The 23836-nt window shown below is 63.3% G+C and carries 20 protein-coding genes and 1 riboswitch; of the genes, 13 read left to right on the plus strand and 7 right to left on the minus strand.

The features are described 5' to 3' along the window. Positions 1–25: 25 nt before the first annotated feature. The 3 genes from J5M67_RS00005 (at position 26) to J5M67_RS00015 (ending at position 4058) form a co-directional block, all read left to right on the plus strand. Positions 26–2707 carry a hypothetical protein gene (locus J5M67_RS00005; RefSeq protein ID WP_207882040.1) on the plus strand — a complete coding sequence of 894 codons (2682 nt, stop codon included), beginning with the start codon at positions 26–28 and terminating at the stop codon, positions 2705–2707. Beyond that, complete coding sequence (locus J5M67_RS00010; RefSeq protein WP_207882042.1) at positions 2689–3240, plus strand: lysozyme inhibitor LprI family protein; 552 nt, start codon at positions 2689–2691, stop codon at positions 3238–3240. Before J5M67_RS00005 ends, J5M67_RS00010 begins: the two co-directional genes overlap by 19 nt. A gap of 227 nt (positions 3241–3467) precedes the next feature. Beyond that, positions 3468–4058, plus strand: a complete 591-nt coding sequence (locus J5M67_RS00015; RefSeq protein ID WP_207882044.1) for a hypothetical protein — start codon at positions 3468–3470, stop codon at positions 4056–4058. 132 nt (positions 4059–4190) lie between these two features. On the opposite strand, the gene J5M67_RS00020 is transcribed toward J5M67_RS00015, so the two are convergent. Continuing rightward, positions 4191–5099 (minus strand): LysR family transcriptional regulator, encoded by a 909-nt coding sequence (locus tag J5M67_RS00020; RefSeq protein ID WP_207882046.1) that lies wholly within the window; start codon positions 5097–5099, stop codon positions 4191–4193. A gap of 118 nt (positions 5100–5217) precedes the next feature. Here J5M67_RS00020 and J5M67_RS00025 point away from each other — a divergent pair, with 118 nt between their 5' ends. The 3 genes from J5M67_RS00025 to J5M67_RS00035 are packed head-to-tail and all read left to right on the plus strand — an operon-like array spanning position 5218 to position 7775. After that, positions 5218–6462: a D-amino acid dehydrogenase gene (locus J5M67_RS00025; protein ID WP_207882048.1), complete on the plus strand. Its 1245-nt coding sequence runs from the start codon at positions 5218–5220 to the stop codon at positions 6460–6462. A gap of 23 nt (positions 6463–6485) precedes the next feature. Beyond that, entirely contained in the window at positions 6486–6836 is a 351-nt protein-coding gene (locus tag J5M67_RS00030; protein ID WP_207882050.1) for a RidA family protein, read from the plus strand. Positions 6837–6875: 39 nt separating this feature from the next. Then, a complete protein-coding gene (locus J5M67_RS00035; protein WP_207882052.1) occupies positions 6876–7775 on the plus strand; it encodes a transporter substrate-binding domain-containing protein in 900 nt (299 codons plus the stop codon). A gap of 6 nt (positions 7776–7781) precedes the next feature. Here the strand turns inward: J5M67_RS00035 and J5M67_RS00040 are convergent, their stop codons facing one another. Continuing rightward, a complete protein-coding gene (locus tag J5M67_RS00040) occupies positions 7782–8258 on the minus strand; it encodes an NUDIX domain-containing protein (RefSeq protein ID WP_207882054.1) in 477 nt (158 codons plus the stop codon). Next, the gene (locus J5M67_RS00045; protein WP_207882056.1) at positions 8255–8683 is read right to left on the minus strand and encodes a hypothetical protein; all 429 of its coding nucleotides are present in this window, start codon (positions 8681–8683) and stop codon (positions 8255–8257) included. The genes J5M67_RS00040 and J5M67_RS00045 overlap by 4 nt, the downstream gene beginning before the upstream one ends. 178 nt (positions 8684–8861) lie before the next feature. Here J5M67_RS00045 and pip point away from each other — a divergent pair, with 178 nt between their 5' ends. From pip to J5M67_RS00080, 7 genes are all read left to right on the plus strand, one after another. Continuing rightward, complete coding sequence (gene pip / locus J5M67_RS00050) at positions 8862–9833, plus strand: prolyl aminopeptidase (RefSeq protein WP_207882058.1); 972 nt, start codon at positions 8862–8864, stop codon at positions 9831–9833. Then, positions 9830–10267 (plus strand): D-aminoacyl-tRNA deacylase, encoded by a 438-nt coding sequence (gene dtd / locus J5M67_RS00055; RefSeq protein ID WP_207882060.1) that lies wholly within the window; start codon positions 9830–9832, stop codon positions 10265–10267. Before pip ends, dtd begins: the two co-directional genes overlap by 4 nt. Before the next feature lie 243 nt (positions 10268–10510). Continuing rightward, complete coding sequence (locus tag J5M67_RS00060; protein ID WP_243434424.1) at positions 10511–12037, plus strand: glucan biosynthesis protein G; 1527 nt, start codon at positions 10511–10513, stop codon at positions 12035–12037. Next, complete coding sequence (mdoH, locus tag J5M67_RS00065; RefSeq protein ID WP_207882064.1) at positions 12030–14606, plus strand: glucans biosynthesis glucosyltransferase MdoH; 2577 nt, start codon at positions 12030–12032, stop codon at positions 14604–14606. The genes J5M67_RS00060 and mdoH overlap by 8 nt, the downstream gene beginning before the upstream one ends. 236 nt (positions 14607–14842) lie before the next feature. Continuing rightward, a complete protein-coding gene (locus J5M67_RS00070) occupies positions 14843–15640 on the plus strand; it encodes a transporter substrate-binding domain-containing protein (RefSeq protein WP_207882066.1) in 798 nt (265 codons plus the stop codon). 73 nt (positions 15641–15713) lie between these two features. Further along, positions 15714–16676: an amino acid ABC transporter permease gene (locus J5M67_RS00075; RefSeq protein ID WP_207882068.1), complete on the plus strand. Its 963-nt coding sequence runs from the start codon at positions 15714–15716 to the stop codon at positions 16674–16676. Beyond that, on the plus strand, positions 16669–17403 hold the full coding sequence (locus J5M67_RS00080) for an amino acid ABC transporter ATP-binding protein (RefSeq protein WP_207882070.1): 735 nt from the start codon (positions 16669–16671) through the stop codon (positions 17401–17403). Before J5M67_RS00075 ends, J5M67_RS00080 begins: the two co-directional genes overlap by 8 nt. A 203-nt stretch (positions 17404–17606) precedes the next feature. Here J5M67_RS00080 and J5M67_RS00085 read toward each other — a convergent pair whose 3' ends face one another. From J5M67_RS00085 to J5M67_RS00100, 4 genes are all read right to left on the minus strand, one after another. Then, positions 17607–19646 (minus strand): DEAD/DEAH box helicase, encoded by a 2040-nt coding sequence (locus tag J5M67_RS00085; protein ID WP_207882071.1) that lies wholly within the window; start codon positions 19644–19646, stop codon positions 17607–17609. 154 nt (positions 19647–19800) lie between these two features. Further along, on the minus strand, positions 19801–20646 hold the full coding sequence (metF, locus tag J5M67_RS00090) for a methylenetetrahydrofolate reductase [NAD(P)H] (protein WP_207882072.1): 846 nt from the start codon (positions 20644–20646) through the stop codon (positions 19801–19803). A 93-nt stretch (positions 20647–20739) separates the two neighbouring features. Beyond that, positions 20740–22149, minus strand: coding sequence for an adenosylhomocysteinase (gene ahcY, locus J5M67_RS00095; RefSeq protein WP_207882074.1), 1410 nt, complete (start codon positions 22147–22149; stop codon positions 20740–20742). 22 nt (positions 22150–22171) lie between these two features. Further along, positions 22172–22284, minus strand: a riboswitch (S-adenosyl-L-homocysteine riboswitch). Positions 22285–22524: 240 nt separating this feature from the next. Beyond that, complete coding sequence (locus J5M67_RS00100; protein ID WP_207882076.1) at positions 22525–23748, minus strand: CaiB/BaiF CoA-transferase family protein; 1224 nt, start codon at positions 23746–23748, stop codon at positions 22525–22527. Between the last annotated feature and the right edge of the window lie 88 nt (positions 23749–23836).

Consider the following 23836-nt stretch of genomic DNA (forward strand, 5'->3'; position numbering starts at 1 on the left):
CCCCAAGCTGCCCCCGGCGGGCCCCGTGGATAGCACCCTGGCTCCGCTCAAGAACTGGGCGCACCCAGTGGGCGACAAGTCCGATCCCCTCGCGCAGTTGACCAACCTCGCCAGAGCGTGCGGCGGCTATTACCCATTGGGCCGCAACGGCTTCTGGCATGGCGGTGTGCATTTCGATGCCGGCACGGCGGGCATCGTGGGCATCGACCAGCCCAACGTCCATTGCCTGGCCGACGGCGAGGTCGTCGCCTATCGCATCGACTCGCGATACCCGCTCAGTACCCTCTACACGAAGACGAACGCGCCCATCGAGGCGCCTTTCTCCACAGGCTTCGTGCTCGTTCGTCATCGCCTCCAGGCTCCCGTCATCGAGGGCACTGAGGGGGCTCCGCCATCATTGACCTTCTACAGCCTCTACCTGCATTTACAGAGCTGGGACGAGTACGAAAAGAACCCCGGGCAGGCACGCCCGGTTTTCTGGAAAGCCGGCACTTATCGAGTCAAAGCCGATGCCGCCGATCCAGGTCCGCTGGGCTTACCTGTGTACAAGGAGGCTCGGGCGAAGAGCGGCATTTTGGCCGTACTGCCCCGTAGCACACGGGTGACCATCAACGGCCATCAGGGCTTCGTCAAACTCACCAGCGCGCAAGGCATCGACCTGCCCAGAGTCGACGCGTCGAGCAATACCCTGGGCTTCGTCAGGCTTGATGCTCTCGAAGCCAGCGAGGGCGGCTACCGGGTACGCGACAACGCCATAGGCCAAACACCCGGAGCCCACCTCAACGTCCTGGAAGAGGCCTCCGAAAGCAGCAAGGTCATCGCGACCCTGCCTCGTTGCACCGAAGTGGTGATCAGCGGAACGGGCGACTATCGCAAGCTGGAAGCGATCCAGCCTGCCGGCATCAGCCCGGACAGCGAAGCGGAGGATGAAGCGGCGAGCGACATCCCGCTGACGGACAGCCCTCCCGGCCCACCACTGGAAAAGAACCAGTGGGACGGAACCGACTTCGACGGCCCCAAGGGCTATGTACGCTTCTCCGCGTTGGAACCGATACCGGCGCCGCAGCAATTCGACCGCGTCATAGTTCCCGATCCACCTATCCCCATCAAGGCAGGCCAACTGATCGGCCACATGGGCAACGTCCAGAACGACGAGGAATCCATCCCGGAGAGGCTGCTGCACCTGGAAGTCTTCAGTGGCGACAACGTGGAAGTCTTTATCGAAAAGAGCCGCGACTGGGCGAACAAGCTCCCCGCCACCAGCAAAACCTGGCTGAAACTGGCCAAGGGCACGAAGGTCATCTCCCATCAGGACAGCTTCAAGAAGGATAACCCGCCCACTCTGCAAGCCGACGGCGTGGAAAGCGCCAATGACCTGCTGATTCCCCGCAGCCTGCTCGGCGGTCTGCGCCCGGAGTCGGTCATCCAGGTGCCCGCGAAGAATGGCGCCAACGCCCTCAACTGGTATCGCCTGGATAGGCTGCTCAACAGCGCCAACTATACCTTGCTCGATGGTTGGGTCTGCGAGGAAGTGGGCGTAACGCCCTGGGTCAGCCCCTGGTCCTGGGAAGGGTTCGAGTGCATCTACGACGACTCATCCCCTCGCGAAAACCTTGCCTACTCCATGCGCGCTGAAAATGAACTGGATGAGCAGCAACTGGAACGCTACTGCCGTCTGATCGAACAGCAGGAAAAGAACCCACTGCAAAAGCGCCTGTACGACCTGATTCCCGACGGTTACTGCAATGGAAAAATGACCGCCAGAGAGTTGCACGCCGGCTTGCGCATACCCGCCGTCGCCCAATCGATATCACAACTGATCATTCACTACGAAAGCGAATGGTTTGACGACTCAGGAAAGTGGGATCGGTTGGACGAAATGCTTGGGCACAGCAACTCGACACCCAACCCCAATTGGCTGGCCAGCAAGGAACGGATGCGGATGTTCAGTTGGTGGCGGGAAGTGGCGGAGAGTGCGGGCTTGCCGGGGAACGGGGAGGCTTTTCACTTTCATCCGATTGGGTTTGTTGGTTGGTTGAAAAGAATTTGTCCGAAGGAGTGTGCAACGGATGTTTATGAAATGGATACTCCTATTGGTATTTATAAAGTGTCCAAGGAGGTTTTTGAATTTATTTTGGATAAGGAAGGTTATCGAAAGTTCCCGTATGTGCCCGCCGGGTCTAGTGGGGTGACGGTTGGCTATGGATATGATCTTGGTCAACAGAGTTCCGCTCAAGTTATGCTTGATCTTAATGGGCTATATAATGAGCATGATCTTGCTCGGCTTTTAGCGGTTGTGGGAATGCAAGGTGATGCAGCAAGGGGGGCGCTAGGAACGGTTTCAAATATTCAAATTAGTAAGGAATCAGCCTTGGATCTTGCTGTAACTATGAAGAAGCGCTATGCGAAAGATGTGGTCAGTATTTACCCTGGCGCATTGGGTCTTCATCCGTTTTGCCAAGGGGCGCTGCTTTCGCTCGTTATAAATAGAGGAACTAGTCTTGTAGATCGGCCAGGGCAAGTCTCACGTTTAGAGATGAGGCAGATACAGGAGGATTTTTCGTCCGGAGATATCGATAAAATTCCTTCGAGGCTTGAGGAAATGCAGAAGTATTGGGTTAGTAGTGAAAATAGAGGTGTTGGGATTCGCAGGCGAGAAGAGGCTGATTTCTTTAGAAGGGGGCTTAAATGCGAATGTTGGGAGTAAATGAGGTCACCTGGATTGCAAGCCTTTTTTATGTGTCTCAGATTGCCTTGGCTTGCGATGATGTAGCTGGGTTGGAGGGCTGTGTAAGTGAGTACCACAAGAAATCTGATCTTGCGTTGAATCACCAGTATCAGCTTTCGATGAAATCTCTGCCTTTAGAGCTTAAAGGAAAACTAAAAACAGTAGAGATGTTGTGGCTTGATTATCGTAAGGATGTATGCGGGGGGCTCAATACGCTTGATCGTCTAGGGTGTGAAAGTTCCTTGATGGATCAGAGAACGCAGGAATTGTACTTTATTGAAAGAAGGTTTTCGCAAGAGACTGGTCGCGGGGTTTATGAGCTGATTTCCAAAAGGTACGGGGGAGGTGCAGATTCAGAAATATTGAGTGAGGCTCTTGAGATGCAGGCGCAGAAAGAAACTTGGAGTGTTTATTCTAGTAGTCATTGTGATTTTGTGAGGGAAATCATAGGGGAGCCTGTCGAAAGCTGCAAGATAAGATTGATTTTAGAGGGCTGGAATGGTTTTCGATGAATTGATGCGCTCCTGAGAATTATGGGTTTCTAAGTTTTAGTGGGGCGATGGCGGATGATTGGGGTACGACTTGCGATAGGGGCTTTTTACTTGTGTCCATAAGTGAAGTTTGTTGTGGGGAAGGGGAAAATTGCATTTGAGGTAAGAGATGATTGTTTTTATCGAGGGTCTAATCACAGGATGGAATATCTGGAATTAGTTAATGATGGCTTGTAGGGTGTTTGTAGATGAGAGAGTTTCTCGTCGTATTTTTGTTCATTTTCTTTTGTGCGAGATTGAGCTGGGCGACTGATCGAGAATATGTGGGCTTCCCTCATCCAGCAGTTCTGGCTGAATTGGATGGGAAGAAATCTGTTGTATTTTTTGTTAGGAATACTTATCCGGGATTAATCAATTCTTCAGGGGGTGAGGGTCACATTCACGATATTGACGTTTATAGTGTCCCACAGGATGGTGGGGAGGTAAGTTATGCCGGTCCAGCTCCAGATGGGAACGTAATTTCAGCGTTCTTTTTTACCTCGAAGAATGGCGAGAAATATCTATATGTGTTGTCCTCGGAAGATGGGCGTGATAGGGGGGTGGAGGGGCGAGTGTACAATGCTGTTAATTACTCGATGAGTGTAATTGGTGGGAGGCTTGTTGTCCGTGATTATCCGGGCGATCTCCAGTACTTCGACCTGAGCGGGTGTTTCGATGGTCGAGATTTAGAAACAGGGAGGATCATGCGCTGCCCATTTTATGATGCTCAGACTACCAAGAAATATTTAAAGAGCTTAGAGCAAGGAGGTCCGCCGTTCCAAGGTCTGAATAGGCCCTAAATGGCCGTAGGTAAAGGTAGAGCAATGGGCGATTTTTCGGCCAGCGAGCCAAGAATAAAGTGCGGTAGGACAATACAACACCGTAACGAAAGGTTTGGTGTTGCATTCAGTTTTTTGTGGCTACTCATTTTATTAAATGCTGTGCTGCGCCAGTTGCGTCTCGGCATGCCGCACCAGCATCTCCAGCAGCAGTGCCTGGGTGTGCGGCGGCGTTTCGTCGGCGCGGGTCAGGGCGTAGAGCGTGACCTTCACCGGTGGTGACAGCGGGCGCAGCGCGGTGAGTCTTTCGTCCGCACCCAGGGCGGTGAAGGGATCGACCAGCGCCAATCCCGTCCCGGCCTCTACCAGCGTGCGCGCCAGGGCATAGGTCTGCACGGCGATACGCACGCGTGGCGGCGGTTCGACATTGGCCAGGTGGCTTTCCAGGCGTGCAGACAGCGGATCGGAAGTGGACAGTCCGATCATCGGCTCGCCCGCCAGTTCGTCCAGCGTCAGCGCTTTGCCCAGTCGATCCTCCGGCCAGTGCCCGCGTGGCGCCAACGCCACCAGCGGGCCGCTGGCGATGGGCTGTGAGCGCAGGCCGGGGTGGTCGGTCTGTTGCAGGGTGAGGGCGAGGTCGAGTTCGCGCATCAGCAGGTTCTGCACCAGTTCGCGGGAATGCTGGGTGGCCAGTTCGCAACTGCTCTGCGGGTAGCGGTCGGTCCATTCGCGGATCACCGGCGGCAGCAGCGACAGCGCCATGGCGGGCGTTGCGCCGACCCGCAGGCGGTTCTCCGGCTGGCGGCGCAGGCTCTGCGCCAGGCGACGCACGCCCTGCAGGCTTTCGCTGACCTTGGCCACTTCGCGCTCCAGCTCCAGCGCCTCGGGCGTCGCCTGCAGTTTTCCCCGTACGCGCAGGAACAGCGGGAAACCCAGTTGCTGCTCGGCGTGCTGCAGCACCTTGGTCACCGCCGGCTGGGAGACGTGCAGCAATTGCGCCGCGCCGCTGATCGAGCCGGTCTCGCGGATGGCCTGGAACACTTCGATATGGCGCAGGCGCATGGGCACTCCCGATAGATGTATAACGCAAGGTTATGGGGTGCCCATCTTTATTCATTGTCCGCCGCCTGTCATCCGGCTCTAAGGTCGAGGCCTGGAATCGACTGGCGGTGGGACGGAAATGGCACAGCGGGTTTGCATCATCGGCGCGGGCGTGGTCGGACTGGCCACCGCTCATGCGCTGGTCCTCGAAGGATTCGACGTCACCGTGCTGGAAGCGCGGGATGCGGCCGGGCTGGAAACCAGCTTCGCCAACGGCGGCCAGCTGTCCTATCGCTATGTGGCGCCGCTGGCCGATGCCGGCGTGCCGCAGCAGGCGCTGGGCTGGTTGCTGCGCGGGGACTCGCCGCTGCGCCTGCGACCGCGCCTGGACCTGGCGCAATGGCGTTGGCTGCTCGAATTCACCGCCGCCTGCCGGCGCTCGGTGAACCAGGCCAATGCCAGGCATCTGCTGCGCCTCGCGCTGTTCAGCCAGGCCGCGCTGGCGCAGTGGCGCGAAGACGGACTGGACGGCTTCGAGTGGCGGCGCAACGGCAAGCTGGTGGCCTTCCGCGATGAAGGCAGCTTCCGCAGCGCACGGCAGAACCTGTCCGATCCTTCCGTGCAATTCGTGCTCTCGGCGCAGCAGTGCCGCGACCTGGACCCGGCACTGGAGCGTGCGCCCTTCGTGGGCGGCATCCACACGCCGGACGAGGAGGTCGCCGATTGCTTCCTCTTCTGCCAGCGGCTGGCTGAGCGCCTCCAGGCCTCGGGCCGTTGCCGCATCCTCTACGGGCATCCCGCCGCGCGGCTGGTCGTGCGAAACGGCGCCGTGGCTGGGGTGGAGGCGGGCGGGGATACCTTCGAGGCCGATCATGTCGTGCTCGCCGCCGGTTACCGCAGCGCCGCGTTGCTGCCGGGCGGGCCACGCCTGCCGCTCTATCCGCTCAAGGGCTACAGCCTGACCGTGCCGATCCGCTCAGGTGACCATGCGCCGGACGTGAGCCTCACCGACTACGACCGCAAGGTGGTCTACGCGCGCATCGGCGACCGCCTGCGCATCGCCGCCATGGTCGACATCGTCGGTTTCGACCCGCGCCTCGAGCCCAAGCGCTTGGCGCTGATCCGCCAGCAGGCGGCGGACACTCTGCCCGACGCCTGCGACTACGGCGCTGCCATCGAATGGGCCGGCATGCGCCCGGCCACCCCGACCGGCGTGCCGCTGGTGGGCGCCTGCGGGCCGCGCGGGCTGTGGCTCAACCTCGGCCACGGCGCGCTGGGCTTCACCCTGGCCTGCGGTAGCGCGCAGCTCATCGCTGCGCAAATCGCCGGGCGTAGTCCCGGCATCGATACCCAGGGTCTGACACCCCAGCGTCTGGCCGGCTGATTTCGCGAATCTGGAGACTGACCATGCAACTCACCCGCATCGCCACCAACGACCGCCTCTCCGGCGCTATGGTCTTTGGCTCGCTGGTGTTCCTCTCCGGGCAGGTGCCCGGCCAGGCCGCCGACATCCAGGGCCAGACCCGCGAGGTACTGGCGAAGATCGACGCGCTGCGGGCTGAGGCCGGCACCGACAAGGCGAACATCCTGAGCGCCACGATCTACCTGAAGGACATCGCCACCGACTTCGAGGCCATGAACGGCGTCTGGTCCGCCTGGTTGCCCAAGGGCTGCGCGCCGACCCGCACCACGGTGCAGGCGTTGCTGGCGCGGCCTTCTGTGCTGGTGGAAATCACGGTGATCGCTGCGCGGCCCTGAATCTCAACCTGCTTCACAACAACAAGAGGGATCGAACCCATGAAACGATTTGCACTGGGAATGCTGGCGGCGTCCAGCCTGGTCTGTGCGCTGGCGCAGGCGAACGAGGCGCTGGACGGCACGCTGAAGAAAGTCGCCGACAGCGGCACGATAACCCTGGGTTATCGCGACGCTTCTGTGCCGTTCTCCTACCTGGGCGACAACAGCGGCCAGCCCATGGGCTACTCGGTGGAGCTGGCCGGCAAGGTGGTCGAGCGCATCAAGCAGAAGCTGAACAAGCCCGATCTTGCGGTGAAGTACAACCTGGTGACCTCGCAGACGCGCATCCCGCTGGTGCAGAACGGCACCGTGGACCTGGAGTGCGGCTCCACCGGCGTTACCGCCGAGCGCCTGAAGCAGGTCGCCTTCTCCTACGGCTTCATCTATGTGAAGGGCCAGTTGCTGACCGCCAAGGACAGCGGCATCCACGACTTCGCCGACCTCAAGGGCAAGAACGTGGTGACCACTGCCGGCACCACCAACGAGCGCTACCTCAAGGCCTACAACGCCGAGCACAAGCTGGGCATGAACGTGGTCAGCGCCAAGGACCACGGCGAAGCCTTCCTCATGCTGCAGTCCGGCCGTGCGGTGGCCTTCTATATGGATGACGCGCTGCTCTATGGCGAGAAGGCCAAGGCCCGCGATCCGCACCAATGGGTGGTGGTGGGCGAGCCGCAGTCGCGGGAAATCTATGCCTGCATGGTGCGCCGCGACGATCCGCAGTTCCTCGCCCTGGTCAACCAGACGCTGGCCGACCTGTACGCCTCCGGCGAGATCAAGGGCATCTACCAGCGCTGGTTCGAGCAGCCGATCCCGCCGAAGAACCTCAACCTGGAATTCCCCATGACCGCCGAGCTGCAGGCGATCATCGCCAAGCCCACCAGCGAGCCCGTGCAGTAACCCAGGTCAGCGTTGCAGGCCGAGGTGGCGGATTACCGGCTGCGCCTCGGCCAGGCGCTCCCAGACGTCGTCGAGCAATTCGGCGGGGTAGAAGGAAGGCAGGTGCGGCAGTTGCGCGCGCGGCACCCAGGCGGCTTCGCGGATGTCGAACTCGTCGCCGCCCAGGCCGCGCAGGTTGTCCAGGCTGACATCCCCGGCCCAGGCGTCCACCCGGTAGAACAGCTCCATGTGGAAGCGCCCGGCCAGTGGCTCGGCGAACTCGCGCACGTACACCAGTGGGCCGACTTCCACGGCCAGCCCCGTCTCCTCGAAGCATTCACGGCGCACCGTGTCGCGGGTGGACTCATCCTTGTCCGACTCGAAGCCGCCTCCCGGCGGAATCCAGTAGCGGTCGCCGCCCACCTCGTGGCGCACCAGCAGGATGTGCTCGTCGCGCACCAGCAGGCCGGCGGCGCGGATGCGATGTTGCAGGGGAGCAGTCATTGCCAGTCGAGCCTCGCCAGTTTCCAGTCGGAGCCTTCGCGCCACCATTCCAGTTTCACACTGTAGTGCGCGGCACTGTCGGGGATCAGGCTCTCGGCGCCGGTGAGGGCTACCTGCGCCTGGGTATGGCCGCGGCTGGAATAGGTCGGGTCGAGCTGGCTTTCGCTGGAGAGGACGATCACCTTGATCTGCTGGTGACGCAGGAACATCAGCGTCATGGTACGCCGCGCCCAGTCGCGGTCGAATTCGCCGTTGGCGCGGAAGTCGCTGTGCAGCTGTTCCATCACGGCCCCGCTATTCTTGGCTTCCAGGTTGTTCTGCAATTGCTTGACGGCGGCGTCGAGTTGCACGCGCGGGTCGTCGCGACCGCAACCGGTCAAGGCCAGAGGCAGCAATATCAGAGAAAGAAACAACTTCCGTGGCATGGCGCACGAACTCCTTTATGGGTTTTTCGCTGGCCCGAGTATCATGCCCGACACCGTGGGCGGCGAAGACCTTCGAGAGAGGTCGCGCTGCATCAACGCGACTTTCGACAAGTCGGTGCAGGCCCTAGGATGGTTACTGGTCCGGGAGCGACCGTACGCACTGATCCAGGAGCGAGCCATGCAATCTTTGTATCCGGAAATCAAGCCTTACGCCCGCCATGAACTGGCCGTCGAGGAACCGCACGTTCTCTATGTGGACGAGAGCGGCATGCCCGATGGATTGCCGGTTCTGTTCATCCATGGCGGCCCGGGCTCCGGTTGCGATGCCATGTCGCGGCGCTTCTTCGATCCCAATATCTACCGCATCGTCACCTTCGACCAGCGCGGCTGCGGGCGCTCCACGCCGTACGCGAGCCTGGAGAACAACAGCACCTGGCACCTGGTGCAGGATATCGAGCGCATCCGCGAGCACCTGGGCATCGACAAGTGGGTGCTGTTCGGCGGCTCCTGGGGCTCGACCCTGTCGCTGGCCTACGCCCAGACCCATCCCGAGCGCGTGCTGGCGCTGATCGTGCGCGGCATCTTCCTGTGCCGCCCGCAGGAGATCCACTGGTTCTACCAGGAAGGCGCGAGCCGCCTGTTCCCCGATTACTGGGAGGACTACCTGGCGCCGATCCCGGCGGAGGAGCAGGACGACCTGGTGAGCGCCTTCCATCGCCGCCTGACCGGGCCCGACCAGATCGCCCAGATGCACGCCGCCCGTGCCTGGTCCACCTGGGAAGGGCGCACCGCCACGCTACGGCCGAACCCGGCGGTGGTCGATCGCTTCTCCGACCCGCACCGCGCGTTGTCCATCGCCCGCATCGAGAACCACTACTTCGTCAACAACGGCTTCCTGGAGCCGGACCAGCTGCTGCGCGACATGCACAAGATCGCCCACCTGCCGGGCGTGATCGTCCACGGCCGCTACGACGTGGTCTGCCCGCTGGACAACGCCTGGGCGCTGCACAAGGCCTGGCCCAACAGCGAACTGCAGATCGTCCGCGACGCCGGCCACGCGGCGAGCGAGGCGGGGATCACCGACGCGCTGGTACGGGCGACCAATGAAATCGGCCGTCGCCTGCTGAACCTCCCGCCGGAGGCTGAATGAAGGGTTTGATCCAGCGGGTGCGTGGCGCCCGTGTCGAAGTCGAGGGTGAAGTGGTCGGTTCCATCGATCACGGATTGCTGGTCCTGGTGGGCGTCGAGCCGCAGGACAGCGAGGAGTCGGTAAATCGTTTGTTGCACAAGCTGCTTAACTATCGAGTGTTTGGCGACGATGAAGGTAAAATGAACCTTTCGTTGAGCGATGTCGGTGGCGGTTTGTTGCTGGTTTCGCAGTTCACCCTGGCCGCGGATACCCGAAAGGGGCTTCGGCCAAGCTTTTCCAGCGCGGCGCCACCCGAAAGGGGCGCCGCGTTGTTCGATCTACTCGTGGAACAGGCACGAGCCCGTCATCCGCTGGTCGCCACGGGTCGTTTCGGCGCCAACATGCAGGTCCACCTGGTCAATGACGGGCCAGTGACCTTTCTTCTGGAGGCTTGAACGCGCGGCAGCTTGTCATAACGCCGTGGGATGATGGTTAGGGCATATGCATCTAGAACAATGCGTCTCCGGGAGCCGTAAGTACCCGTGGAAAATAACGGGGAATCATTCAGGCTCACCGGGGTCGGAATTCAATCGCCGGCAAATTGGCATCGCCTTTGCTGGCCTTATTAGTTTTGTGTTCACGGACGAGGGGGACTCGTGATTTTCCGTTCCGTTCAACAACCTCTTTCTCGCAACCTCCTGCGCGTGCTGGTCGGTTCCGCCCTCGTGGCGTTGAGCACCAGCCAGGCATGGGCTTTCAACCTCGATGACGTGGCCGAGCGGGCCAAGTCGCTGGCGGGCGAAAAGTACAGCGCGCCGACCAGCAACCTGCCATCGGAATTCAGCGAAATGAAGTTCGCTGACTACCAGCAGATCCGCTTCCGCAACGAGAAGGCTTACTGGGCCGGCGACAAGACGCCCTTCAAGATCAGCTTCTATCACCAGGGCATGCATTTCGACACGCCGGTGAAGATCAGCGAAGTGACCTCCACCAGCGTCAAGGAGATCAAGTACGATCCCTCGCGTTTCGACTTCGGTTCGCTGAAGTTCGACGCCAATGCCACCAAGGACCTGGGCTACGCCGGCTTCCGCATCCTCTATCCGATCAACACTCCGGACAAGCAGGACGAGATCGGCACCTTCCTGGGCGCCAGCTACTTCCGCATCATCGGCAAGGACCAGTGGTGGGGCCTGTCCGCCCGTGGCCTGGCGCTGGACACCGCGCTGCCGTCCGGCGAGGAGTTCCCGCGCTTCCGCGAGTTCTGGATCGAGCATCCCAAGCCTACCGACAAGCACCTGGTGATCTTCGCCCTGCTGGATTCGCCCCGTGCCACCGGCGCCTATCGCTTCATCATTCGCCCGGGCAACGACACCGTGGTCGATGTGAAGGCGCGCGTGTTCCTGCGCGACAAGGTATCCAAGCTGGGCCTGGCGCCGCTGACCAGCATGTTCCTGTTCGGCTCCAACCAGCCGTCCGCCGAGCACAACTTCCGTCCGGAACTGCACGACTCCACTGGCCTGCAGATCCATGCCGGCAACGACGAGTGGATCTGGCGTCCGTTGAACAACCCGAAACACCTGTCCGTCAGCGCCTACAGCGTCGAGAACCCGAAAGGCTTCGGCCTGCTGCAGCGCGGCCGCGAGTTCTCCCGCTACGAAGACCTGGACGACCGCTACGACATGCGTCCGTCCGCCTGGGTCGAGCCGCAGGGCGACTGGGGCAAAGGTACCGTCGAGCTGGTGGAGATCCCCACGCCGGACGAAACCAACGACAATATCGTCGCCTTCTGGAACCCCGAGAAGCGTCCGGAAAACGGCGAGCCGCTGGACTTCGCCTACCGCATGCGCTGGACCAAGGACGAAGAGGCGCTGCACGATCCGAAATCCTCCTGGGTCATGCAGACCCTGCGCTCGGTGGGTGACGTGAAGCAGAAGAACCTGATCCGCCAGCCGGATGGCAGCATTGCCATGGTCGTCGACTTCGTCGGCCCGACCCTGAAAGCGCTGGCCGGTGATGCGCCGGTGAGCACTCAGGTGAGCACCGACGACAATGCCGAGGTCAAGGAGAACAACCTGCGCTACAACCCGGTGACCCAGGGCTGGCGCCTGACCTTGCGGGTCAAGGTCAAGGATCCGAAGAAGCCGACGGAAATGCGCGCCGCGCTGGTGAATGGCGGCCAGACCATTTCCGAAACCTGGAGCTACCAGCTGCCTGCCGATGAATAACTCCACCGCTACCACCGCGCCGGTGGCCGATTACCTCGCGCACCTGCCGCTTTCGGCGGCCGAGCGCGAGCGTCTGGCCCGGGCCGGTTCCTTCAGCGAGCTGCACGAGCAGCTCGCTGGCGATGATGCCCAGAGCGACGATGTTGCGCTGGCCTCGGTCGGGGCGCGCCTGCGCCACGGCTATGGTCAGGAACTGGACGATGCCCGGATGCTGGGTATGGACGATAACGGCCGCACCTACCTCAAGGCCGCGCCGCCGATCCAGCGCACCAAGGTCATCCCCGAACCCTGGCGCACCAACCCACTGATTCGCGGCTGGCGCCGCCTGATCGGCCGCAGCAACCCGTCCAGGCCGGTTCGCGACTTGCCCAAGGCGCGCTGGCAGCGGGTCGGCTCCTGGCGCCGTTTCATCCTGGTGCTGCTGATGCTGGGCCAGACCAGCGTCGCCACCTACTACATGAAAGGCATCCTGCCCTATCAGGGCTGGGCCTTCGTCGACCTGGAAGAGATCAACCGCCAGACCTGGCTGCAGACCCTGGTGCAGGTGCTGCCGTACCTGATCCAGTTCGGTGTGCTGACATTGTTCGCCATCCTGTTCTGCTGGGTGTCGGCCGGTTTCTGGACCGCCCTGATGGGCTTCTGGGAGCTGCTCACTGGCCGCGACCGCTACCGGATTTCCGGCAGCAGCGCCGGCAATGAGCCGATTGCCGCCGAGGCGCGCACCGCGATCGTCATGCCGATCTGCAACGAGGACGTGCCGCGGGTCTTCGCCGGCCTGCGGGCGACCTACGAGTCGGTGGTCGCCAGCGGCGAGCTGGATCGCTTCGACTTCTTCGTGCTCAGCGACACCAACCAGCCGGACATCGCGATGGCCGAGGAAAAGGCCTGGATCGAGCTGTGCAACGAAGCCAAGGGCTTCGGCCGCATCTTCTACCGCCGCCGTCGGCGCCGGGTGAAGCGCAAGAGCGGCAACATCGACGACTTCTGCCGTCGCTGGGGTGGCCAGTACAAGTACATGGTCGTCATGGACGCTGACAGCGTGATGAGCGGCGACTGCCTGACCAAGCTGGTGCGCCTGATGGAGGCCAATCCCGAGGCCGGCATCATCCAGACCGCGCCCAAGGCGTCGGGCATGGATACCCTGTATGCGCGCATGCAGCAGTTCGCCACCCGCGTGTACGGCCCGCTGTTCACCGCCGGCCTGCACTTCTGGCAACTGGGCGAATCGCACTACTGGGGCCACAACGCGATCATCCGCGTGAAGCCCTTCATCGAGCACTGCGCCCTGGCGCCGCTGCCGGGCAAGGGTTCCTTCGCCGGTGCGATCCTCTCCCACGACTTCGTCGAAGCCGCGCTGATGCGCCGCGCTGGCTGGGGCGTGTGGATCGCCTACGACCTGGAAGGCAGCTACGAGGAATTGCCGCCCAACCTGCTGGACGAGCTCAAGCGCGACCGCCGCTGGTGCCACGGCAACCTGATGAACTTCCGCCTGTTCCTGGTCAAGGGCATGCACCCGGTGCACCGCGCGGTGTTCCTCACTGGCGTGATGTCCTACCTGTCGGCGCCGCTGTGGTTCTTCTTCCTGGTGCTGTCCACCGCGCTGCTGGCGGTGCACCAGCTGATGGAGCCGCAGTACTTCCTGGAGCCGCGCCAGCTGTTCCCGATCTGGCCGCAGTGGCACCCGGAAAAGGCCATCGCCCTGTTCTCCACCACCCTGACCCTGCTGTTCCTGCCCAAGCTGCTCAGCGTCATGCTGATCTGGGCCAAGGGCGCCAAGGCGTACGGTGGCGTGATCAAGGTGACCCTGAGCATGCTCCTGGAGATGTTCTTCTCGGTGCTGCTCGCCCCGGTGCGCATGCTTTTCCACACCCGCTTCGTGCTGGCCGCGTTCCTCGGCTGGGAGGCCCAGTGGAAGTCGCCGCAGCGTGACGACGACGACACCCCGTGGAGCGAAGCGATCCGCCGTCACGGCCTGCAGACCCTGCTGGGCCTGTGCTGGGCGCTGCTGGTGGCGTGGCTGAACCCGCGCTTCCTGTGGTGGTTGTCACCCATCGTCGGTGCCCTGATGCTGTCGATCCCGGTCTCGGTGATCAGCAGCCGGGTCAAGCTGGGCCTGGCCTCGCGTGACGAGAAGCTGTTCCTGATTCCCGAGGAATACGACACCCCGCGCGAGCTGCGTGCCACCGACGAGTACACCTACCAGAACCGCTGGCAGGCGCTGAAGGACGGCTTCGTCCGTGCAGCCGTGGACCCTGTGCTCAACGCCCTGGCCTGCGCCATGGGCACGGCCCGCCACGGCCATTCCGCCGCCATCGAATCGACCCGCACCGCACTGGTCGAGAAGGCGCTGGACGCCGGCCCCGAGCAGCTCGACGGCAATCGCCGCCTGGCGCTGCTGAGCGACCCGGTTGCGCTGTCGCGCCTGCACCTGGCGCTCTGGCAGGGCAACAAGGAGCAGTGGATCGGCCAATGGCAGCAGTCGCTGCGGGCCGACAGCCACGCGCCGGCGGTGCCGCTGGCGCCGGTGGCCGAACAGCCTCCGCTGTCGTTGCCCGCCGCGCAGTCCTGATCCTCGCCCGCCCTCGTCCCTACGTGGACGAGGGCGGTTGGCGAGTTTCCTGGTTTTCCCCGCGCGGCGCTGCTGGTACCCTGCGCCGGCTATCCAGAAATGATCGAGAAATCAGGCGCATGGGGTAGTCTTCGCACCCTTGTGCTGCACAGTGCGCCGTATTGCCCGCCGTCATGGATGCGCGACTCGATTTCTGGAACAACAAGAAGACCTTTTATTTGCTTGGGAGTTTGGGGATGAAAAAGTACCTGGCATCGCTGGTCATGGGCGTCTGCGCCCTGGTGGGCGTGGCCTCGGCGCAGGCTGGCGCCATCGATGAAGCGGCCAAGCGCGGCACCCTGCGCGTGGGCATGGACCCGACCTACATGCCGTTCGAGATGACCAACAAGCGCGGTCAGATCGTGGGTTTCGAAGTGGACCTGCTCAAGGCCATGGCCAAGGCCATGAACGTCAAGCTGGAACTGGTTTCCACCAGCTATGACGGCATCATCCCGGCCCTGCTGACCGACAAGTTCGACATGATCGGCTCGGGCATGACCCTGACCCAGGAACGCAACCTGCGCCTGAACTTCTCCGATCCCTTCATCGTGGTCGGCCAGACCCTGCTGATCCGCAAGGACCTGGAAGGCACCATCAAGTCCTACAAGGACCTGAACGATGCGAAGTACCGCATCACCTCCAAGATCGGCACCACCGGCGAGTTCGTCGCCAAGAAGCAGCTGTCCAAGGCCCAGTACCACGGCTTCGACAACGAGCCCGAGGCGGTGATGGACGTGGTCAACGGCAAGGCCGACGCCTTCATCTACGACTCGCCCTACAACGTCGTGGCCGTCAACAAGTTCGGCGCCGGCAAGCTGGTCTTCCTGGACCAGCCGTTCACCTACGAGCCGCTGGCTTTCGGCCTGAAGAAGGGTGACTACGACTCGATCAACTTCATCAACAACTTCCTCAAGCAGATCCACGAAGACGGCACCTACGATCGTCTGCATGACAAGTGGTTCAAGAGCACCGACTGGCTGAAGGACATGGAATAATCCACGTCTGATGCTGGTTCACCCGACGCGCAGGCCCCAGGCCTGCGCGTTCGCATTTTCACGGTAGAGATTCGTGGCTAGAACGAAACGCGCAACCTGGCCCTGGCATGGGCTGACCGGCCTGATCATCCTGCTGATCGGCTTCGGGCTTTGGTACTCCACCTCGCTGATTTCCTACGAGTGGCGCTGGAATCGCGTCCCGCAGTACTTCGCCTACCAGGCGGAGGAGCCGCAGCGGGCCGAGAACATCTCGCGGGTGGAGAAGATCGAACAGAGCGGGCACGACGCGCGCGTCACCCTGCAGGGCGAGGATGGCCAGCAGCAGGTGCTGAGTGTGGCCGCCGACAGCCTGCAGTTCGCCGAGAACGACGATGTCGCCGAGGGCGATGTGGTCGGCATGCAGCGCCATTGGGCGGCCGGGCCGCTGGCCTGGGGCCTTTGGACCACCTTGTGGATTTCCTTCATCTCCGGTGCCGTCGGCCTGTTCATTGGATTGCTGGCCGGTCTCTGCCGCCTGTCGAAGAACCCGACCCTGCACGACCTGTCGACCGTCTACGTCGAGCTGGTGCGCGGTACGCCGCTGCTGGTGCAGATATTCATCTTCTACTTCTTCATCGGCACCGTGCTGAACCTCTCCCGCGAGTTCGCCGGTGTGGCCGCACTGGCGCTGTTCACCGGTGCCTACGTCGCCGAGATCGTCCGTGCCGGTGTGCAGTCCATCGCCCGTGGCCAGGATGAAGCCGCCCGTTCGCTGGGCCTGAACGCCGCGCAGTCGATGCGCCACGTGATCCTGCCGCAGGCCTTCAAGCGCGTGCTGCCGCCGCTGGCCGGGCAGTTCATCAGCCTGGTCAAGGACACCTCGCTGGTCTCGGTGATCGCCATCACCGAGCTCACCAAGAGCGGCCGCGAGGCGATCACCACCTCGTTCTCCACCTTCGAAATCTGGTTCTGCGTCGCGGCGCTCTACCTTGTGATCAACCTGCCGCTGTCGCACCTGGCAGGCCGTCTGGAACGGAGGCTCGGCCAAAGTGATTGAAGTTCGCAACCTGACCAAGGTCTTCGACACCCGTGGTCACACCGTCCGTGCCGTCGACGACGTGAGCACCTCCGTGGCCAAGGGTGAAGTGCTGGTCGTGCTGGGCCCGTCCGGCTCCGGCAAGTCCACCTTCCTGCGTTGCCTGAATGGCCTTGAGGAGTTCGACTCCGGCTCGGTGAGCATCGATGGCCTCGACCTGGCCAACCCGAAGACCGACATCAACGCCTACCGCCGTGAAGTCGGCATGGTGTTCCAGCACTTCAACCTGTTCCCGCACATGACGGTGCTGGAGAACCTGTGCCTGGCGCAGAAGGTTGTGCGCAAGCGCGGCAAGGCCGAGCGCGAAGCCAAGGCGAAGGCGCTGCTGGAAAAGGTCGGCATCGGCCAGAAGGCCAACGAATACCCGTCGCGCCTTTCCGGCGGCCAGCAGCAGCGCGTGGCGATTGCCCGTGCGCTGTGCATGGACCCGAAGGTGATGCTGTTCGACGAGCCCACCTCGGCGCTCGACCCGGAGATGGTCGGCGAGGTGCTGGACGTGATGAAAACCCTGGCCGTGGAAGGCATGACCATGGTCTGCGTGACACACGAGATGGGCTTCGCCCGCGAAGTGGCCGACCGGGTGCTGTTCTTCGATCACGGCAAGTTGCTGGAAGATGCATCGCCCGCGCAGTTCTTCGCCCAGCCCAGGGACCCGCGCGCGCAGGCGTTTCTGCGGCAGGTGCTTTGAGGTTTTTGCTTTATTGAAAAAGCCGCCTTCGGGCGGCTTTTTTGTGCCTGAACACCGTGCGTAGGAGCGGACTCTGTCCGCGATAGGTCCGCATCGCGCCGGAAACCATCGCGGACGGAGTCCGCTCCTACGGTTGCCGGGGACCTCGGCAAAAAATCCGAGGCAAAAAGAAACCGCCCCGAAGGGCGGTTTCTTCTACAGCGTCAGTCGCGGTTGCGGGTCAGCAGCGCCGGACGCTCGGTCTTGCGGCGCGGTTCCAGCTCTTCCAGCTGCTCGGCAGTGGGGAAGCGGTCGCCGCGAACCAGGTCGCGTTTGTTGATCACCACCGGCTGACGGGTCGGTTTGGCGGCGCCGTACTCGCTCGGCTCGCGCAGCGGGGCGTCGTTCATGCGGGAGGCCGGAGCCTTGCCGCCGCGCTTGCGTTGCTGGCCCTGCTTGCCCTGGCCGTTGCCGCCCTGGCCCTGGCTGCGACCAGCGCCGTTAGGCTTCTTCGCGGCCTTGCCTTGGCCCTGACCTTGACCCTGGCCACGGCTCTGACCGTTGCCTTGGCCGCCGCCCTGGCCACCCTGACCACGGGAGCGCTGCTGGCCCTGATTCTGGCCTTGTCCCTGACCTTGGCCGCCACGGCGGCGCTGGCCGCGTTGCTGGTCCTTGTCCGGGAACGGGCTGACATAGTCGGCGCGGTTGCCGAAGTTGTCGAAGTCGTCGTCGAGGAATTCTTCCGGATCGCGATTACCGTCGATTTGCGGCGCGCGAGCTGGCTTGGGCTGCTGCTGACGACCCTGGCCCTGCTGCTCCTGGCGGGGCTGACGCGGCTGGCGCGGTTGCGCGTTGGCATTGGGCTGAGCGTCGCCGCCCTGGCCTTCGCCCTTCTTCTTGCCACGGCCGCCACGACGGCGGCGCTTGCCGGCGGGCTTATCGCCCTCAGCGGCTTCACCGGTAGCGGGAGCGGCGTTCTGCTGCTCTTCGGCCTGCGGCTGCTGGGATTTTTCCTTGCTGCGCTCCTTGCGCTCGCCACGCTTGGCCTTGTCCTTGCGCGGCTGGCGCTGCGGAGCTTCCTTCGGCTCGGGCTGCTGGACTTCCGGCAGCACGACGTCAGGATCGAAACCTTGCATGTCGCCATCGGGGATGCGCTGCTTGGTCAGGCGTTCGATGGCCTTGAGCAGCTTGTCTTCGTCCGGAGCCACCAGGGAGATGGCTTCACCGGTACGGCCAGCGCGGCCGGTACGACCGATGCGGTGGACGTAGTCTTCCTCGACGTTGGGCAGCTCGTAGTTGACCACATGGGGCAACTGGTCGATGTCCAGGCCGCGGGCAGCGATGTCGGTGGCGACCAGGATGCGCACGTCGTTGGCCTTGAAGTCGGCCAGGGCCTTGGTGCGCGCGTTCTGGCTCTTGTTGCCGTGGATCGCGGCGGCCGGCAGGCCGTGCTTGGTCAGGTACTCGGCGAGGCGGTTGGCGCCGTGCTTGGTACGGGTGAACACCAGCACCTGCTCCCAGGCGCCAACGGTCACCAGGTGCGCGAGCAGGACGCGCTTCTGCACGGCGGGGATGCGGAACACGCGTTGTTCGATGCGCTCGACGGTGGTGTTCGGCGGGGTGACCTCGATCCGCTCCGGGTTGTGCAGGAGCTTGTTGGCGAGGTCGACGATGTCTTTGGAGAAGGTCGCCGAGAACAGCAGGTTCTGGCGCTTGGGCGGCAGCTTGGCGAGGACCTTCTTCACGTCGTGGATGAAGCCCATGTCGAGCATGCGGTCGGCCTCGTCGAGAACGAGGATTTCCACGTGAGACAGGTCGATGCTGCCCTGGCCGGCCAGGTCGAGCAGGCGACCGGGGCAGGCGACCAGGATGTCCACTCCCTTGGAAACGGCCTGGACCTGGGGATTCATGCCGACGCCGCCGAAGATGCAGGCGCTCTTGAGCGGAAGGTCGCGGGCATAGACCTTGAAGCTGTCATGCACCTGGGCGGCCAGCTCGCGGGTCGGTGTCAGGACCAGCACACGGGCCTGGCGCGGGCCGTGGCGGTGTTCGCGGTCAGGATGACCTTCGGGGAACAGGCGCTCGAGCACCGGGAGGGCGAAGCCGCCGGTCTTGCCGGTGCCGGTCTGGGCGGCAACCATCAGGTCGCGGCCTTGCAGGACGGCGGGGATGGCGCGTTCCTGAACCGGAGTGGGGCGCGTGTAGCCAGCGGCTTCGACGGCGCCAACCAGGGCCTCGGAGAGACCGAGGGAAGTAAAGGACATGCGGGGTTCCTGTAGGCCGGCGACCTGCCGGCTCGAGGGCGCGTGATTTCAAGCTCGGGGCGAGCGCTCAGCCTGGGGCTGGAAGCACTCCGTCCACGATACGCCGGCGTTGCGCTGGCCGGGATCGCGGACGGTAAGCCCGGAGCAATGATCCTCAGCGGGGGAGCTTGAGGTTGTTCCAGAGCGCCAGGCTGGGTTCAGCCTGGTTCAGGGTGTAGAAATGCAGTCCGGGTGCGCCGCCTTCAAGGAGGCGTTCGCACATTTCGGTGATCACCTGCTCGCCAAAGGCCTGGATGCTGGCGATGTCGTCGCCGTAGGCTTCCAGTTGCTTGCGAATCCAGCGGGGGATTTCCGCGCCACAGGCGTCGGAGAAGCGGGCCAGTTTGGTGTAGTTGGTGATTGGCATGATACCCGGTACGACCGGAATGCTGACACCGAGTTTCTCCGCACGCTCGACAAAATGGAAGTAGCTGTCGGCGTTGAAGAAGTATTGTGTGATGGCAGAGTCGGCGCCGGCCTTGACCTTGCGCACGAAATTCGCCAGATCATCCTCGAAATTGCGCGCTTGTGGGTGAACTTCCGGATAGGCGGCAACTTCGATGTGGAAGTGATCGCCGGTTTCGGCGCGGATGAACTCCACCAGCTCGTTGGCGTAGCGCAGCTCGCCGCTGGCCATGCCCATGCCCGAGGGCAGGTCGCCGCGCAGGGCGACGATGCGACGGATGCCGGCATCCTTGTAGTGGGCGAGCAGGGCGCGCAGTTCGGCCTTGGTGTCGCCGACGCAGGACAGGTGCGGGGCGGTGGAGATCTGCACTTCGCCGTCGAGCTGCAGCACGGTGCTCAGGGTGCGGTCGCGGGTCGAGCCGCCGGCGCCGTAGGTGCAGGAGAAGAAGTCAGGCTTGTACGCGGCCAGCTGGCGCGCGGTGGCCAGCAGTTTTTCGTGGCCGGCTTCGGTCTTGGCGGGGAAGAACTCGAAGCTGAAACGGCGTTCTTGAGACATAGGAGAAGGCTCTCTTCTCAGCGGCAAACTTCAAGCGGCGGACTGCCAGCGGGTATTCGCTGGCAGTCCGTGGCCTGCAGCTTGCGGCTGCGATCAGTAACGGTAGGTGTCCGGCTTGAACGGGCCTTCCACGGTTACGCCGATGTAGTCGGCCTGCTGCTTGGTCAGCTGGGTGACGACACCACCGAAGCCTTTCACCATCTCCAGCGCCACTTCTTCGTCCAGCTTCTTGGGCAGTACTTCGACGGTCAGGCGCTCGGCTTTCTTCTCGGCGGAGAGGTCGGCGTACTTCTGCTCGAACAGGAAGATCTGCGCCAGTACCTGGTTGGCGAAGGAGCCGTCCATGATGCGGCTCGGGTGGCCGGTGGCGTTGCCCAGGTTCACCAGGCGGCCTTCGGCCAGCAGGATCAGGTAGTCGTCGTTGGCCGGGTCGAAGGCGCCGGCGCCGGTGCGGTGGATCTTGTGCACCTGCGGCTTGACCTCTTCCCAGGCCCAGGTCTTGCGCATGAAGGCGGTGTCGATCTCGTTGTCGAAGTGACCGATGTTGCACACCACGGCGCGCTTCTTCAGCGCCTTGAGCATGCCGGCGTCGCAGACGTTGACATTGCCGGTGGTGGTGACGATCAGGTCGATCTTGCCCAGCAGGGCGGCGTCAACGCTGGCTTCGGTGCCATCGTTCAGGCCGTTCTTGTACGGGGAGACCAGCTCGAAGCCGTCCATGCAGGCCTGCATGGCACAGATCGGATCGATTTCGGAAACCTTCACGATCATGCCTTCCTGGCGCAGGGACTGGGCGGAGCCCTTGCCCACGTCGCCGTAGCCGATCACCAGGGCCTGCTTGCCCGACAGCAGGTGGTCGGTGCCGCGCTTGATGGCGTCGTTCAGGCTGTGGCGGCAGCCGTACTTGTTGTCGTTCTTGCTCTTGGTCACAGCGTCGTTGACGTTGATCGCCGGGACTTTCAGGGTGCCGGCCTTGAGCATGTCGAGCAGGCGGTGCACGCCGGTGGTGGTCTCTTCGGTGATGCCATGGATGCGCTCGAGCATCTGCGGGTATTTCTTGTGCAGGATCTCGGTCAGGTCGCCGCCGTCGTCCAGCACCATGTTGGCGTCCCACGGCTTGCCGTCCTTGAGGATGGTCTGCTCGATGCACCACTCGTATTCCTGCTCGGTCTCGCCTTTCCAGGCGAAGACCGGGATGCCGGCGGCGGCGATGGCAGCGGCGGCCTGGTCCTGGGTGGAGAAGATGTTGCAGGACGACCAGCGCACTTCGGCGCCCAGCGCGGTCAGGGTCTCGATCAGCACGCCGGTCTGAATGGTCATGTGGATGCAGCCGAGGATCTTCGCGCCTTTCAGCGGCTGGCTGGCGGCGTACTTGCGGCGCAGGCCCATCAGCGCCGGCATTTCGGATTCGGCGATGATCAGCTCACGGCGGCCCCAGGCGGCCAGGGAAATGTCGGCGACTTTGTAGTCGGTGAAACCGGCAGGCGTCATGACAGCGCTCATGCGTAACTCTCCATTCGTTGTCTGCGAATGGGCGCCGTTGATGCGTTTGGCGACCGGCGGATGCCGACCGTGACGCGCCCCATCCGAGCCTGACAAATCGAAGCGAATCGATCTGCTGCAGCGCCCCTCGGATGGGTGGCGGGAACGGCCGGGCAGCGCCGGCCGTGAATGAAACCTGCGGATTATAGCCATGGCGGATGACAAGCCAAAGGCTTTTGGTCGCGTTCGCGCAATCGGTCGCGCCCAGGCTCCCCGTCGCGCCCGCGCCGGGGGCCGTGAAAACCCTGGCGCGGGCGTCGTTGCGGGGATCGTTGGGCGCTCGCCGGAGCGGGCGCCGATGGTCAGTCGTAGGGGTTTTACCGTGGAGCGGGAAAGTCAGATGACGCCGCCGTCGCGCAGCTTGCCGATGGCGGCCGAGTCCAGGCCCAGCACGCCTTCGAGGATTTCCTGGGTGTGCTGGCCGAGGGTCGGCGGGGCGTTGCGGTATTGCACCGGCGTTTCGGACAGGCGGATCGGGCTGGCCACCTGCGGCACGGTTCCGGCCAGGGGGTGTGGCAGCTCCACGCGCAGGCCACGGGCGATTACCTGCGGGTCGGCGAAGACCTGCGAAAGGTCATTGATCGGCCCGCAGGGCACGCTGGCCTGTTCCAGCACGGCGATCCACTCGGCGGTGGTGCGCATCACGGTGGACTGGCGGATCAGCGGGATCAGCACGTCGCGGTGCGCCACGCGCGCCTGGTTGGTGGCGAAGCGCTCGTCGGTGGCCCACTCCGGGTGGCCCGCCAGCTCGGCGAACTTGCGGAACTGCCCGTCGTTGCCGACGGTGAGGATGAAGTCACCGTCGGCGGTGGGGAAGTCCTGGTACGGCACGATGTTCGGGTGCGCGTTGCCCAGCCGGCGCGGCGGGTTGCCGGTGGTCAGGTAGTTCAGGGTCTGGTTGGCCAGGCAGGCGACCTGCACGTCCAGCAGCGCCATGTCGATGTGCTGGCCGATGCCGCTGACGTCGCGGTGGGCGAGGGCGGCGAGGATCGCGGTGGACGAGTACAGGCCGGTGAGGATGTCGGTCAGCGCCACGCCGACCTTCACCGGGCCCGCGCCTTCCTCGGCGTCGGAGCGGCCGGTCAGGCTCATCAGGCCGCCCAGGCCCTGGATCATGAAGTCATAGCCGGCGCGCTTGGCGTAGGGGCCGAACTGGCCGAAGCCGGTGATCGAGCAATAGATCAGCTTCGGGTTGATCGCCTTCAGCGATTCGTAGTCCAGGCCGTAGGCCTTGAGCCCGCCGACCTTGAAGTTCTCCAGCACGATGTCGGCCTTGGTCGCGAGCTCGCGTACCAGGCGCTGGCCTTCGGGCTGGGTGAAGTCGATAGTCAGGGATTTCTTGTTGCGGTTGGCGGACAGGTAATACGCCGCTTCGCTGGTGTCGCGGCCTTCGGCGTCCTTGAGGAACGGCGGGCCCCAGGCACGGGTGTCGTCGCCGCTGCCGGGACGCTCGATCTTGATCACTTCCGCACCGAGGTCGGCGAGGATCTGCCCGGCCCAGGGGCCGGCGAGAACGCGGGAGAGGTCGAGGACACGAATGTGCGAAAGGGCGCCGGACATGGAATCACCTGCAACGTGAAGTGGGGCGGGGAGGGCGCAGTGCGGGGACGCCACGGTCCTCCCCGGGGCCTCTCGGGCGAGAGGTAAA

The sequence above is a fragment of the Pseudomonas sp. 30_B genome (genome assembly GCF_017491605.1).
Classification (GTDB): Bacteria; Pseudomonadota; Gammaproteobacteria; order Pseudomonadales; family Pseudomonadaceae; genus Pseudomonas.

Bases quoted from the DNA above. Each gene is read 5' to 3' on its own strand.
- J5M67_RS00010 (WP_207882042.1), top strand. From the start codon at position 2,689: ATGCGAATGTTGGGAGTAAATGAGGTCACCTGGATTGCAAGCCTTTTT.
- J5M67_RS00015 (WP_207882044.1), top strand. From the start codon at position 3,468: ATGAGAGAGTTTCTCGTCGTATTTTTGTTCATTTTCTTTTGTGCGAGA.
- J5M67_RS00020 (WP_207882046.1), bottom strand. From the start codon at position 5,099: ATGCGCCTGCGCCATATCGAAGTGTTCCAGGCCATCCGCGAGACCGGC.
- J5M67_RS00025 (WP_207882048.1), top strand. From the start codon at position 5,218: ATGGCACAGCGGGTTTGCATCATCGGCGCGGGCGTGGTCGGACTGGCC.
- J5M67_RS00030 (WP_207882050.1), top strand. From the start codon at position 6,486: ATGCAACTCACCCGCATCGCCACCAACGACCGCCTCTCCGGCGCTATG.
- J5M67_RS00035 (WP_207882052.1), top strand. From the start codon at position 6,876: ATGAAACGATTTGCACTGGGAATGCTGGCGGCGTCCAGCCTGGTCTGT.
- J5M67_RS00040 (WP_207882054.1), bottom strand. From the start codon at position 8,258: ATGACTGCTCCCCTGCAACATCGCATCCGCGCCGCCGGCCTGCTGGTG.
- J5M67_RS00045 (WP_207882056.1), bottom strand. From the start codon at position 8,683: ATGCCACGGAAGTTGTTTCTTTCTCTGATATTGCTGCCTCTGGCCTTG.
- pip (WP_207882058.1), top strand. From the start codon at position 8,862: ATGCAATCTTTGTATCCGGAAATCAAGCCTTACGCCCGCCATGAACTG.
- dtd (WP_207882060.1), top strand. From the start codon at position 9,830: ATGAAGGGTTTGATCCAGCGGGTGCGTGGCGCCCGTGTCGAAGTCGAG.
- mdoH (WP_207882064.1), top strand. From the start codon at position 12,030: ATGAATAACTCCACCGCTACCACCGCGCCGGTGGCCGATTACCTCGCG.
- J5M67_RS00070 (WP_207882066.1), top strand. From the start codon at position 14,843: ATGAAAAAGTACCTGGCATCGCTGGTCATGGGCGTCTGCGCCCTGGTG.
- J5M67_RS00085 (WP_207882071.1), bottom strand. From the start codon at position 19,646: ATGTCCTTTACTTCCCTCGGTCTCTCCGAGGCCCTGGTTGGCGCCGTC.
- metF (WP_207882072.1), bottom strand. From the start codon at position 20,646: ATGTCTCAAGAACGCCGTTTCAGCTTCGAGTTCTTCCCCGCCAAGACC.
- ahcY (WP_207882074.1), bottom strand. From the start codon at position 22,149: ATGAGCGCTGTCATGACGCCTGCCGGTTTCACCGACTACAAAGTCGCC.
- J5M67_RS00100 (WP_207882076.1), bottom strand. From the start codon at position 23,748: ATGTCCGGCGCCCTTTCGCACATTCGTGTCCTCGACCTCTCCCGCGTT.